Origin of the sequence: Arthrobacter sp. 3Tela_A, from assembly GCF_049311025.1 — a bacterium.
GTDB lineage: Bacteria > Actinomycetota > Actinomycetes > Actinomycetales > Micrococcaceae > Arthrobacter_B.
Map to the genome: position 1 here is coordinate 78,621 of NZ_JAXIOM010000005.1, position 13,411 is coordinate 92,031.

General features: G+C 66.6%; 11 protein-coding genes. 5 read left to right on the forward strand and 6 right to left on the reverse strand.

Annotated elements, in window-relative coordinates:
- Positions 1–53: 53 nt before the first annotated feature.
- Genes TVC13_RS03070 through TVC13_RS03085 form a run of 4 tightly spaced genes read left to right on the forward strand, consistent with a single transcriptional unit; the run spans position 54 to position 4,749 of the window.
- Positions 54–1,040, forward strand: coding sequence for a D-2-hydroxyacid dehydrogenase (locus TVC13_RS03070; RefSeq protein WP_422399769.1), 987 nt, complete (start codon positions 54–56; stop codon positions 1,038–1,040).
- Positions 1,041–1,081: 41 nt separating this feature from the next.
- On the forward strand, positions 1,082–2,263 hold the full coding sequence (locus TVC13_RS03075; RefSeq protein ID WP_422399770.1) for a M24 family metallopeptidase: 1,182 nt from the start codon (positions 1,082–1,084) through the stop codon (positions 2,261–2,263).
- Between the two features lie 3 nt (positions 2,264–2,266).
- Positions 2,267–3,547: a PLP-dependent aminotransferase family protein gene (locus TVC13_RS03080; protein ID WP_422399771.1), complete on the forward strand. Its 1,281-nt coding sequence runs from the start codon at positions 2,267–2,269 to the stop codon at positions 3,545–3,547.
- Positions 3,548–3,564: 17 nt separating this feature from the next.
- Entirely contained in the window at positions 3,565–4,749 is a 1,185-nt protein-coding gene (locus tag TVC13_RS03085; protein ID WP_422399809.1) for a M20 family metallopeptidase, read from the forward strand.
- Between the two features lie 5 nt (positions 4,750–4,754).
- Here the strand turns inward: TVC13_RS03085 and TVC13_RS03090 are convergent, their stop codons facing one another.
- The gene (locus tag TVC13_RS03090) at positions 4,755–5,435 is read right to left on the reverse strand and encodes a GntR family transcriptional regulator (protein ID WP_422399772.1); all 681 of its coding nucleotides are present in this window, start codon (positions 5,433–5,435) and stop codon (positions 4,755–4,757) included.
- A gap of 391 nt (positions 5,436–5,826) precedes the next feature.
- Here TVC13_RS03090 and TVC13_RS03095 point away from each other — a divergent pair, with 391 nt between their 5' ends.
- The gene (locus tag TVC13_RS03095; protein WP_422399773.1) at positions 5,827–8,466 is read left to right on the forward strand and encodes a M14 family zinc carboxypeptidase; all 2,640 of its coding nucleotides are present in this window, start codon (positions 5,827–5,829) and stop codon (positions 8,464–8,466) included.
- 82 nt (positions 8,467–8,548) lie between these two features.
- Here the strand turns inward: TVC13_RS03095 and TVC13_RS03100 are convergent, their stop codons facing one another.
- From TVC13_RS03100 to TVC13_RS03120, 5 genes are read right to left on the reverse strand one after another with little or no spacing between them, the layout of a single operon-like run.
- Positions 8,549–9,088 carry a hypothetical protein gene (locus tag TVC13_RS03100; protein WP_422399774.1) on the reverse strand — a complete coding sequence of 180 codons (540 nt, stop codon included), beginning with the start codon at positions 9,086–9,088 and terminating at the stop codon, positions 8,549–8,551.
- A gap of 57 nt (positions 9,089–9,145) precedes the next feature.
- Complete coding sequence (locus tag TVC13_RS03105) at positions 9,146–10,372, reverse strand: cytochrome b/b6 domain-containing protein (protein WP_422399775.1); 1,227 nt, start codon at positions 10,370–10,372, stop codon at positions 9,146–9,148.
- 42 nt (positions 10,373–10,414) lie between these two features.
- Positions 10,415–11,395 (reverse strand): electron transfer flavoprotein subunit alpha/FixB family protein, encoded by a 981-nt coding sequence (locus tag TVC13_RS03110; protein ID WP_422399776.1) that lies wholly within the window; start codon positions 11,393–11,395, stop codon positions 10,415–10,417.
- Between the two features lie 23 nt (positions 11,396–11,418).
- A complete protein-coding gene (locus tag TVC13_RS03115) occupies positions 11,419–12,207 on the reverse strand; it encodes an electron transfer flavoprotein subunit beta/FixA family protein (protein WP_422399777.1) in 789 nt (262 codons plus the stop codon).
- Between the two features lie 44 nt (positions 12,208–12,251).
- Positions 12,252–13,394: an acyl-CoA dehydrogenase family protein gene (locus TVC13_RS03120; protein ID WP_422399778.1), complete on the reverse strand. Its 1,143-nt coding sequence runs from the start codon at positions 13,392–13,394 to the stop codon at positions 12,252–12,254.
- Positions 13,395–13,411 lie beyond the last annotated feature (17 nt).

The window sequence follows — 13,411 nt, forward strand, 5'->3', positions numbered from 1 at the left end:
CAGGTCACTTATGTCTATTGTCAACAATCCTGCAATGGGGATACGGTTGTGGCGTGAGTAACACTGTGAGCAAACCGCGCGTTGTCATCCTGGCCGCTCCCGGCCAGCCGCTGCCGGTGAATCTGGCGGAGATCCAGGCCCTGGCAGACGTGAGGATCACCGACGCTGCCGGCCTGCCGGCCGCACTGCCGGGAGCACAGGTGCTGTTCCTCTGGGACTTTTTCTCCTCCGCGCTGGCCGCTGCCTGGCAGTACGCCGACTCGCTGGAATGGGTCCACGTGGCAGCCGCCGGCGTGGACGCCATGCTCTTCGAGGACCTCCGCCAATCCAACGTTGTCCTGACGAACGCCCACGGCGTCTTCGACCGGCCGATCGCCGAGTTTGTCCTCGCATCGGTCCTGGCGCAGGACAAGCAGCTGCACCTGTCCAAGCGGCTGCAGCACGAAGCGGTGTGGAAGCACCGGGAACTCACCGGTACACACGGCTCCCGCGCCCTGGTGGTGGGCACCGGCGGAATCGGGCGTGCGACAGCAAGGCTGCTGCGCGGCGTCGGGCTCTCCGTCCGCGGTGCCGGGCGGACGGCCCGGGAGGACGATCCGGACTTTGGCACGGTGGTTCCCAGCGCAGAACTGGCAGAACACGTCGGCTGGGCGGACCATTTGGTCCTCGCCGCACCGCTCACCGAGCAGACGCGGGATCTGGTGGACGGCGCCGTCCTGGCCGCCATGACGCCCTCCGCCCACCTGGTCAATGTGAGCCGCGGTGCGCTGGTGGATGAAGACGCTCTGCTGCAGGCGCTCCGGACCGGCCAGATCGCTGCGGCATCGCTGGATGTCTTCCGCGAAGAGCCACTGCCCGCCTCGCACCCGTTCTGGGGTATGGAGAACGTGCACATTTCCGCGCACATGTCCGGCGATATTCGGGGCTGGCGGGACACCCTGGCACTGCAGTTCCACGGCAACCTCCAGCGCTGGTCCGCCGGCAGGGACCTGGAGAACGTGGTGGACAAGCAGCGCGGCTATGTGAGTTCATCCGTCTAACCGCCGTTCCAGCTATTTCCCAACTATGTGGAGGTACCCGCTTGCTGTTCAGCCAAGAGGAATACGATGCCCGGCTTGCCGGAGTCCGTACGCGCATGGCCCGGCAGGGGCTCTCAGCCCTGCTGGTAACCGACCCGGCGAACCTCTACTACCTCACCGGATACAACGCCTGGTCCTTCTACACACCCCAGGTCCTTTTTGTACCCGCTGACGGGCCGATGCTCTTCTTCGCCCGGGAAATGGACGCCGGCGGAGCATCGCGCACCAGCTGGCTTCCGCCGGAGAACATCGTGGGCTATCCGGAGCGGTACGTGCACCGGCCGCACCTGCACCCCTTTGACTGGATTGCCTTCGCCCTCCGCGAGCGCGCGCTGATTGCCCCGGCAGCAGCGGGCTGCGTGGGCCTGGAAATGGACTCCCACTTCTTCTCCCCCAAGGGTTACCGCGCCCTGGTCAATGCACTGCCGGAGTGGACGCTGGTGGACTGCTTCGAGCTGGTGAACTGGGTCCGGTCGGTCAAGTCGCCCGCCGAGCTCGAGCTGATGCGCCGAGCCGCGCGGATCTGCAACGGTGCCATGGAAGCGGCTGTGGCGAGCATCGCCGTCGGAGTCCGCCAGTGCGACGCCGCCGCGGCCATCAGCCAGGCACAGATCACCGGTGTGGACGGCACCGGCGGGGACTACCCAGCGATTGTGCCGATGCTCCCCACCGGCGAAGCGGCAGACACCCCGCACCTGACCTGGAGCGAGGACCGCTTCCAAGCCGGGCAGGCGGTGGTGGTGGAACTCGCCGGAGCGTACCGCCGCTACCACGCGCCGCTGGCCCGCACGGTGGTGCTCGGCACTCCTTCTTCCCGGCTCGGGAAACTGGCCGACGCCGTTGCCGACGGGCTGGACGCCGTGCTCACCGAAATCCAGCCCGGAGTACCCGTCAGCGAACTGGCCCGCACCTGGAACCGGACGCTGGGCAAGTACGGACTCGAGAAGCCCTCCCGCATCGGCTATTCGATCGGCATCGGCTATCCCCCGGACTGGGGCGAGCGCACCATCTCCCTCCGCTCCGAGGACGAGACCATCCTCGCGGAGAACATGACCTTCCACCTCATTGGCGGCATGTGGATGGAAGGCTACGGCTACGAACTTTCCGAATCAATCTGCGTCAGCTCCGACGGCGTGGAAACACTCACCAGCTTCCCGCGGGAACTGCTCCAGAAAGGCAGCTAACCGATGACCGTGAACTCCTATGCCGCCCGCTCCCAGCCGGCGCGTTCCGCCGCTGCCGGCCGTGCCGCGCTTCCCCTGGCAGACCGTGCCGCCGGACTGGTTGGCTCCGTGATCGATTCAAGCACCTCGCTGCTGGCGTCCCAGACACATGACATTGTCCGTTTTGCCATGGGCTCCCCCGCCGACGAAGCAGTGCCGCTGGAGGAGTTCCGGGATATTGCCGCACAGGTGCTGGACCACAGCTCCCTCACCTACGGCGCCACTGAGGGCGAACCGGTGCTGCTGGATGCATTGGTGGACTATCTGGCCGGAACCGCGGATCCCGTGGAGGCCGACCGCATCACCATCACCGCAGGAGGCATGCAGGGCCTGGACCTGGCCTGCAAGATCTTCATCAATCCCGGTGACCTGGTGATCGTGGAGAGCCCCACCTACACCAACGGCAGCGCCACGGCGCTGAGCTACGGCGCGGACCTGCTGGAAGCTCCGGTGGACCAGGACGGTCTGATCGTGGAGGCTCTGCCGGAGCTTATCGCCGCGGCCGGGCGGACGCCGAAGGCCATTTACACGATCCCCAACTTCCAGAATCCCTCCGGCGTCACGCTCTCCCTGGAGCGGAGGCACCGGCTGCTGGAACTGGCCCACGAGTGGAACGCCGTCATCATCGACGACGACCCCTACGGCCTGCTCCGTTTCCAGGGTGAGGACCTGCCGTCGCTGCAGGCACTGAGCCCGGGCGATCCGCTGCTGTTCTCAGTCCGCACGTTTTCCAAGATCCTGGCCCCCGGTCTGCGCGTTGGCTGGGTGGACACGGATCCCTCGCTCCGGCAGCTGGTCATCAACGCCAAGCAGGCCATGGACACCTGCACCAATGTTCCTGCCCAGCATCTGGTCGCTGAGTTCATCCGCCGCGGCGGCCTGAACGACCACCTCGCCGGGCTGCGCACCGAGTACAAGCGCCGAAAGGACGCCATGCAGGAGAACCTGCACCGGCATCTGGGCAGCCGCATCACCACCACCGATCCCGAGGGCGGGTTCTTCCTCTGGCTCACCCTGCAGGGACCGGACGCGCGGATTTCCACGCAGAAGCTGTTCGAGACGGCACTGGCAGAAGGGGTTGCCTTTATCCCCGGGCCGGCGCTGTCTCCCAGCGGGAAGTTCGACGACGCCCTGCGGCTGTGCTTCGCGTCCACCACTCCCGAGCGGGCTGAGGAAGGCATTCTCCGGCTGAAGCGGGCTCTGGACCGGGAGCTGGCAGGGCTGGATTCCGGGGCGGGTGCGTGAGCGTTCAGCCCTCCCTTATGGAAGAGACCGTCCTGGGACTGATCTCGGAGTCCGACGTGCTGGCCCTGGCAGCGGATCTAATCTCGGCCGGCGGGGAAAACCCCGGCGGGACCGAAGCCGCCACCGTCCAGGTGCTGATGGATTTTGCCCGGGCTGCCGGGCTGGAAGTGTCGTTCACCGAGGTGGCTCCCGGCCGGCCGAACCTCACCGCGGTGCTGCCGGGCGGCACCCGGCCGGGCCTGCTCTTTCTGGGGCATTCCGACGTCGTGCCCGCCGGTTCCGGCTGGAATCGGCCGCCGTTTGAACCGTATGTCCGGGACGGCCGTCTGTACGGCCGCGGTTCCACGGACATGAAGGGCGGCCTGGCTGCGGTGCTGGTTGCGCTGCGGGCGCTGCGGTCCGCCGGCGTCGAGCTCTCCGGCCCGGCCGCTTTGGCGTGCACCGTGGATGAGGAAGACCTGGGCCTAGGCATCCGCGCCTTCACAGCAGCTGCTGGTCCGTTCCCCTACTCGGCGTGTGTGGTGGCCGAACCAACCGATCTGGAAACAGTCATCGCGTGCCGCGGGGACAGTTACCTTGAACTGCGCGTTACCGGGAAGTCGGCACACTCCGGCCGGCCGGCGGACGGGCGCAATGCCATCGACGCCGCCGCACGGATCCTGGATCTGGTCCGCGCGGACCATGCCCGGCTGCAGGCCCAAACAGATCCGCTGCTGGGCACAGGCTCCTGGAACACGGGCATGATCCGCGGCGGAACCGGCACGTCCATGGTGGCTGCGGAATGCACGGTGTCCCTGGACCGGCGGCTGATGCCCGGCGAAGACCCGGAGACGATCCTGGATGCGCTGCTGGCCGCGATCCGGGACACCGGGATCGACACCGACGGGATCGACGGCGACGGGATCACCGTGGAGGCAGAGGTGACCATGGAAATGCCCGGGTTCCGCACGGCGGCTGACCATGCCCTGGTGGCCAATGCCGTTTCGGCGCTGGCGGAAGTTGGCGTGGACAGTGCCGTCACGGGCTGGACCGCCGCGTGCGACGGCGGGTTCATTGCCCGGGACTTCGGCGTTCCGGTCATTGTGATGGGACCGGGTGGCCTCAACGACCAGGCCCATCAGGTGAACGAGTCAGTGAGTGTGGCCGAACTGGTCGCTGCGGCACGGGCCTATACGCTGATGTGCCTGCGGCACGCGGGCTAGTTTCCCTAAGCGGTCGCCGCCGGCTCGGAATGCCCGCCGCCGGTCAGCCGCTCCAGCGCGTCGTCCATGTGCCGGATGAGCAGTGTGCCCACCAGGTCCTGGTCCCCTCTGGCCAGCGCATCGGCAATGGCCTGGTGCTCCCCCACCCGGGTATGCGGATCCGGGTACCGCTGTTCAAGGGCGGTGAGGCACATCCGGGTCTCGGTCAGCAGGGTGTTGTGGATACGGGTCAGCCGCGGGCTTTCCGCTGCGGAGACCAGGGTGGAGTGGTAGTCCATGTCCGCCTCGGACATCGCGTCGAGGTCGGTCTTGTCCGCCGCTTTCTTCATGGCCTTCACCACCCGGGAGAGCTGCGCGGCGACGGCCTTGCCCCCGTTTTTCGCCAGGATCAGCTCGGCTGCGGCACGTTCGACGGCGGTGCGCGCCACGTACATGTCCCGCACTTCCTCCTCGGTCATGGTGATGACGAAGATTCCGCGGTTGCGGATGCTGATCAGCAGGCCCTCCTGGGTAAGCCTCTGCATAGCTTCCCGCAGCGGTCCGCGGCTCACGCCGAGCTCCCGGGCGAGCTCGGTTTCCACCAGCTGGCTCCCGGCAGGAATCTGCCCGCGGCCGATAGCGGTCCGGAGTTTTCCGGCGATGATCGACGGCGTTGATTCGCGCACTACGGGATCGAAAATTGCCAACGCAAACCACACTTTGGTCGGGGCCTTCCCGGGGCACGCAGTCCAGCGAAGGCAGCACTGTAACTTGTCTACAATCCTACAGTGGCTACATCTCTGAGTCTGCAAAAGTTTCTCAGCATTTCGATCAAAAGAATCAGCCGCCTCAGCCCCAACTCCAGCATCTGCTGTTGACGTTCGTCAGAGCACGCTCATAGCGTCCCACCTACACTCGCGCCGCCGGACCCGCAGTTGGGTACGGCACTTCCACAGCTGCCTGAGCCTCCGCAGGACGCACGGGCCGGGCAGCCGCACCCCCGCATGCACAGCATGCGACGCCGTGCTTTGCCCGCTGCGGCGATGGCAGCCGCAGCCCGTATGAGGGACCCCCATGCATCTAAGACATAAAACCGCCGTGGCGGTGACCGCCTCCCTGGCCCTGATCGGACTCACCGTTTCCCCCGCCGTCGGCACACTGAACGAGCCTCCACCGGCCAGCAAGCTTCCTGACCTTCCCACTCCGGCGGAGTACTTCGGCTTCGAGATGGGAGACGAGGGACGGCTGGCGTCTTTCGCGGACATCAGTGACTACTTCGAAACCATCGCCGCAGAGTCACCCGAGGTGGATTACGAGGTGGTGGACCGCACCACGGACAACAACGAGTACCCCATCCTCCGCCTCAGCAGTGAAGAGAACCTCGGCCGGCTGGATTCAATCCTCGCCATTAACGAGCGCCTCTCCGATCCCGCCGCGATGGCCGAAGAAGCCGAAGCAGTCGGCGTCGAGCCCGAAGCCTACGCGCGGGACCTGGCTGCACAGACCGTTCCCGTCTACTACATCGAAGCATCCATCCACGCGACGGAAGTGGGGAACACCCAGGCCCTGGTCGACGTCGTCCACCGCCTGGCCACCGACAACTCGGAGGAAACCAGCCGTATCCTGAACAACCTGGTGGTGCTGGTGGTGCCCTCCGCGAATCCGGACGGCCAGCAGATGGTGGTGGACTACTTCAACCAGACGGCCGGAACCGAATACAACCGGGTTTATCCGGACCTCTACCACCGCTACGTGGGGCACGACAACAACCGCGACTGGTTCATGATGACGCAGAAGGAGTCCCGGACCCGGGTCGCGCTGGAGCAGAAGTACCGCCCGGTGGTGCAGCACTACATGCACCAGGCCGGGACCAACAGCCCGCGGATCTGGACCCCGCCGTATGACGAGCCGCTCTCCCCGGACGTGGATCCGATCGCTGTTGCCTCCTCCAACGCGCTGGGCCAGTTTGTGCAGCGGGACCTGGTGGCCGAAGGCCTGAAGGGCGTGAAGTCGGACGACGCATACGGCATCCTGTGGAACGCCGACGTGGCCGGGTACGGCTCATTCCAGGGCACCTCGATCTTCCTCACGGAGATCGCCTCTGCCCGGGACCTTGCCTACCCGTTCACCGGCGACGGCGTCCTGGAACCGGCGGATAAAACCATCCGTTCGCCCTTGCCGTACGACTCCGATACCTGGACGCTGAAGCAGATTGTCCAGTACGCGACGTCGGCCGCTTTCTCCGGCCTGAACACCGTTGCCTCTGATCCGCAGTCCTGGCTGATGAACAACCTGTACCAAATCAACGCCAACAGCCTCACATGGGAGGGCGGGCCGTACGCCTATGTGGTTCCTGCTGACCAGCGCGACCCGTATGCCGTGTACGACATGATGCGGATCTTCGACCAGGGCGACGTGGAGATCGAGCAGGCCGCGGCTGCCTTCAACGCCGGCGGGCAGGAGTTCGGTGCAGGTTCCTACATCCTGCGTACCCAGCAGCCACTGGGTCGCTGGGTGGACCAGCTGCTGCGCATCGACGAGTATCCGGAGAGCGCCCGCAAGTGCGCCGACTGCCCGCTGATCCTGCCATACAGCGAAACAACGGATAATATCGCGCTGTTTATGGGAGTTGACGTTGCGGCAGTGGAGGAGGAGTTCACCGCGGAGACCCGCAGCGTGCGCGAAATCCGCCAGGAACGTATTCGGATGCCGCGGCCGCCGGCAACCGGCGGAGCATATGTGCTCGGGGCTGAGTCCTACGGGCTGGGCCGGATCATCGACGCGCTGCAGGACGCCGGAGTGGACGCGTATCGTGCCACCGAGGCCATCTCTGCTGCCGGCCAGGAATTCTCGCCCGGAGCGCTGTTGATACCGGCATCGGAACCGCGGGCACGGCAGACCCTGACGCGGGCAGTGCGTGAAACCAGTCTGCCGGTGTACGCCACTGACACCCTTCCCGCCACCGGCGCGATCCAGCTGGCGGAGAAGACACGGGTGGGGCTGGTCCGCGGCACCAACAACATGCCCGGCGGGTGGCTGATGTGGATGATGGACCAGTTCAGCACCAACTATGAAGTGGTGGAAGCTGAGGACTACGCGGACCTCGCCGGGCAGTTCGACTCGATCGTCCTGGCACCGGGCATCACCACGGACCGGCTGGTAACAGGACTGGACACCTCAAAGTATCCCGAGGAGTTCGCCTGGGCGGCCGGTGTGCCGGATGCGCCGCAGAAACTCGCGGAGTTCGCCGAGCAGGGCGGTAACGTCCTGGCCCTCGGCTCCGCGTCGCAGACTGCTGCGGCGGCCATGAACCTGCCGGTGGAGAACATCACGCCCCAGGACCGCGATGCGTTCACCATCCCAGGTGCCCTGCTGGCCCAGGACTACGACACCACCCAGCCTGCCGCCTGGGGCATGCCGGCGTCGTGGCCCACCTGGTTCAACAACGACGCCGCCTTCCGCCTCACCGGCGAAGGAACCACAGTCTCTGCGTACCCTGCGGAAGGAAATCCGCTCGTCAGCGGCTACGCACGGGGTGGGGAAGCGCTCAACGGAGCAACTAACATTGCCTCCTTCGACGTCGGAGAAGGCAAGGTGACCATTGCCGGCGGGCATATCACGTTCCGTACTTGGCCGCGCGCTTCCTGGACGGTAGTCACCAACGCCATCTACAACGGCGCGGGAACCACGCTGACAGCCGAGGAGGTCGCCGCCCGGTTTGGAGGCAGCAGAGGCTGACCCAGAACGCGCCCTAAACACCAGCGGCCGGCACTCCATGACGTGGAGTACCGGCCGCTGCCGTTCGGTAGAGAAAGGAGGACTAGGATCCGCCCTTACGCCGGAATCCCACCGCCTGCACCACCAGCAGCGTGAAGGCACCCAGCAGGCCGAACAGGAACGGGACCGGACCCGTGCTTGCGAGGTTCATAGCGATCATCTCACCCACTCCACCATCTTGACTGAAGGACGGGTTGTAGAACTCAGGGCTCAGAGTCAGGAGTCCGGTCAGCCAACTAACACCGCAGAGGAGCAGCAGAGCCACCACGCCCCAGGCAGCTGCCAAGTAGGGGTTGAGCCTGCGCCAGCCCGAATTGCTCTGCGGAACACGGCTTGCCCCCGCTGCGGCCGTGTCCCCTGTATCCGGCCAGCTCCCTGCGTCGGGGCCCGTGACTGACGCTCGGTGGGGCACGCCGGCACCCGCCAGCCGAGCGCCGGAGCCGGGCCCTGAGCCGTCCTCAATGATCTGCACGGAGTCCTGCCGCGCGGAACGCGGCGGCACCGACCGCTCCGGTTCAATGCCGTCCGCCGGCCGCCGGTAGTAGTCGTGGTCTGCCCCGTCGGGCGTCTGTGTATTCCCCATGCCGGGAAGCCTACTGGATGATGCCTCCCATACGCCGGACGGGATCCACCTCGCCGCTTATTTCCCCACCTTCCCGGTTCGTGCGGCTGCGGGCCGCATAAAGAGCGGCTTCGTCAGGAACCAGCCCGCGGCCACAACAAGAAGGGAGAGCAGGAAGATCCCCAGGCCCCACCAGTCCGTGACGTCACGCGAGGTGTACATGTGGTTCAGGTTGCGCAGCGCCCCGGTGAAGAAGACCAGAAACACGTGGGCCACGGTAAAGGCCAGGAAATAGAGCATCACGGGGACGTGGACTGCCCTGGCCCATTCCACCGGGTAGGCCTTACTCAGCCGGACAGCCTGTTCAGGCCACCATGTGGACATTCGGATCCCCGAAAGGACCGCCAGCGGGGCGGCGATAAACACGATGCTGAAGTAGCTCACCAGCTGAAGCGCGTTGTAGTGCACCCAGCCGTTTTCCGTCGGCCAGTCCAGCGAGGCGTACTGAATGGCAGTAGAGACCAGATGGGGGAACACATCCCAACCGGCCGGAACAATGCGCTTCCACTGTCCGGTGGCGAACAGCAGCACCACAAAAACCAGCCCGTTGAGCACCCACAGCACATCCAGGCTCTGATGCACCCACTGGGTCAGGGATACCTTCTTCGGTGTGTTTCCCTTCGGCGAGAAGAACGAGTCCTTCCGCGCCGTCCAGTACGCGGCAGGCTTGCGTTCGGTGCGAATCTGCAAACCGGTCCGCACGATCAGCACCATCAGGAACATGTTGAAAAAGTGCTGCCAGCCCAACCAGGCCGGTATGCCCTCGGGTGTGCTTTCCGGCTGGGACGCGTGCCCGTCGTAGGCAGTAATGAACAGGTGGACGGGCTCCAGTGTCCGCAGCCAGCGGGCAGCAAGCACCATGACAATTGCCACGGCAACTACGACGGCGGTTACGGCCAGGTGCCTCCTCCAAGCCGGGCTGGTGGTCTTGCCGGCAGCGGCGGTGCCCGGAAGGGCGGGGTCGGCGGCAGCAGCCCCGGGCGGCGCGGTTGCCACGCTGGGTGAGCTGCCGGCTTCAGCCACCGGATTGGCCGGTGCCGGTACGGATGCCCCCGGCGCCGGAGCGCCGGTCTGGGGCGCTCCCATCCGCTGTCGTGCAGGCCTCGCCGGCGCGCCGGGTACGGGAGCGACCGGCGCGCCGGTTACGGGCGCCGCGGCTCGTTGCGCCCCCATGCGCTGCTTCCGCACCGGTGCAGGGACAACTTCCGGGTTCGCGGGCCCGGCCGGATTGTTCTGGTCGCTCATGTTTCCTCTTGCCTCATAGGTTCGTCAGTTAGTGCCGGCGCGTTAGCTGCGCCGGGCCGCAAGCTCCTCAATGAGCTGGGGCACCACGGTGAACACATCCCCCACCACCCCAAAGTCCGCGACCTCGAAGATCGGGGCGTCCTCGTCCTTATTAACCGCGATGATCGTCTTGGCCGTCTGCATTCCCGCCCGGTGCTGGATGGCGCCGGAAATGCCCAGGGCAACGTATAACTGCGGAGCCACGGACACACCGGTCTGGCCCACCTGCAGCGACTGCGGAACATAACCGGCGTCCACCGCGGCGCGGGAGGCACCAACCGCGGCACCCAGCGAATCCGCCAGCTGCTCCACCAGGGCGAAATCCTCCCTGGACCCCAGCCCCCGGCCACCGGACACCACGGCGGCGGCTTCGCGCAGCGCCGGCCGGCCAGCCGACGCCGGAATATCCGAAGCCTCGACGATCCGGGCCCCCGGAGCCGCCACGGCAACACCGGCGGCCAGCGTTACCTGCGGGTCCTCCACGGCCCCGGCCCGCGCGTCGAGAGCACCCGGACGCACGGTCACAATCATCAGACCGCCCTCCACAGTCGATTCGGTGGCAAAGTCGCCGCCGAACACAGAGTGGGCTGCGATCGTTTCCTGGCCCTCGTCGTCGTACCGCAGGCCCACCGCGTCCGCGGCCACGGAGCCGCCGGCCACAATCGCCAGCCGGCCCGCAACCGTCTTGGAGTCGTTTGTGTTCGGCACCAGCACCAGGCCGGCGGAATAGTGCGCGATGGCATCGGCGAGCGCACAGACCTGCGCGGTGCCCAGCTCGTGTGCGGCCCTGTCCGTCTCAGCCAGGTACACCTGCGCTGCCCCCAGCCCGCCAAGCTGTGCGGCAAGTTCACTGCCTTGTCCGGGCGGCGCCACGAGCACGGCCACCGGTGTGCCAAGTCCTTCGGCCGCGCCCAGCAGGGCGGCGGCCGTCGGCTTCACAGTGCCGGCGCGGGTGGTTTCGATGAGTACAAGGATGTTTCCCATGATGTGTCCTTCAGTGGTCCGGGTTAGGAGGATCGGGCCAGCCGCAGGCCGGCGAGGAAGTCCGCCAGCTGGCGCGCCGCCGTGCCGTCGTCGTGGACCTTCGGCCCGGCCTGCTTGGCCGGACGTGCCGCGGCGGAGACCATCTCGGAACGCACCGGCGCGGCGCTCGGGCCGGCCGCAATGCCCAGCTCAGCAAGAGTCAGCACTTCCATCGGCTTTTTCTTCGCCTGCATGATGCCCTTGAAATTCGGGAACCGGGCCTCGGCACAGCGCTCAGTGAGCGACGCGGCGGCCGGGAACCCGGCACTGAGCCGCAGCGCTCCGCCGTCGACCTGTGCAGTGCCGGCCACTGAACCGTCGGTGATGGCAACCTCGTCCAGGCCGGGCAGCACCGGCCAGCCCAGGATTTCGGCGACCATGGCCGGGACCATGCCCCCGCGCCCGTCCGTGGCTTCGTTGCCGGCCAGCAGCAGGTCCGGTGCGATCCGCCGCACGCCGGCTGCCAGGACCCGCGCGGTCTGCACCATGTCGGATCCGGCCAGCGCCTCGTCGCTCACCAGCACCGCGGAGTCAGCACCCATGGCCAGCAGCTTGCGCAGCGACTTATCGGTTCCCTCCGGACCCATGGACAGCAGGATGACTTCCGTGCCGGGATTGGCGCCCTTATACCGCAGGGCCGCTTCCAGGGCGCGCTCATTGATTTCGTCCGGGACGGATTCGGAAGCCGCCCGGTCCAGACGGCCGGTTTCCAGGTTGATCCTGCGGTCGGACCAGGTGTCGGGCACCTGCTTGGCCAGTACGGCGATCTTCATTGTGGTTCGTCCTTCTTACGCAGTTCTCGGGGCTGGGCAGCGGGCTAAAGCCCGTAAGAGCGGCCGATGATTTCACGCTGGATCTCATTGGTGCCGCCGTAAATGGTGGCGCCCAGGGCCGCGGTCAGATGCTGGGTCATGGGGAACTCGGTGGAGTATCCGTAGCCGCCCATCATCTGCATGCCTTCCAGAGCCGCGGCCTTGGCCACCTCCGAGGCCTTGAGCTTGGCCATTGACGACACGCGGGAGAGGTTGGTCCCGGCGCCGGGCGCATCCGCCTGCTCCGCGACGCTGTAGACCAGCAGCCGGGCACACTCGAGCTCCGTGGCGAGGTCCGCAATCCGGTGCTTCAAGGCCTGGAAGGAACCCACCGGACTGCCGAACTGGGTGCGTTCGGTGACGAAGGCCAGACAGTCGTCAAACGCACGCTGGGCCGTGCCGAGCATCTGTGCGGCCAGGATCAGCCGCTCCGTGTCCAGTCCTGCCATCAGCTGGTACCAGCCCTGGCCCACCTCGCCAATGACGGCGTCGGCCGGGAGCCGGCAGTCGGTGAAGAACACATCGTTCACTTCAGAGCCGTTCATCGTGTTGATGCCGCGGATTTCCAGCCCGGCAATGCCGGTGGGGACGTGGAACATGGTCAGCCCGTGGTGCCGCTTCTCGCCGCGGGAGGTCCGGGCCACCAGCAGGATGCTGTCCGCCTGGTGGGCGTTGGTGATCCAGGTCTTCTGGCCGTTGACGACCCACTCGCCGTCCACCAGTTCGGCCCGGCAGGAGACGGCGGCCACGTCCGAGCCGGCTCCGGGTTCGGACATCGCCACGGCCAGGGCCTCGCCGTCGGCCAGCCGTGCCAGCACGGACTTCTTGAGTTCCTCACTGGCGAACCGGTTGTAGATGCCGCCGGTAATGAGGCTGGTTCCCAGCCACGGCAGGGGCGCCATTCCCCGGGCGAGTTCTTCGAGCAGGACGCAGAGGTCCACGTGGTTCCCGCCGGACCCGCCGTACTCCTCGGGCAGGTTGATGGCAGCCCACCCGTACTCGGCGACCCGCCGGTTCAGTTCCAGGCTGTGTCCTTCCCGCCCGCCGTCGGTCAGGCGGTCCCGCTGCTCCTTGGAGCCGGCTTCCCGCTTGCAGAAGTCGCGGACCGACTCCGCGAGGGCGAGCTGTTCTTCCGAGAGGATGGACAAGGTAGGGCCTCCTGGGC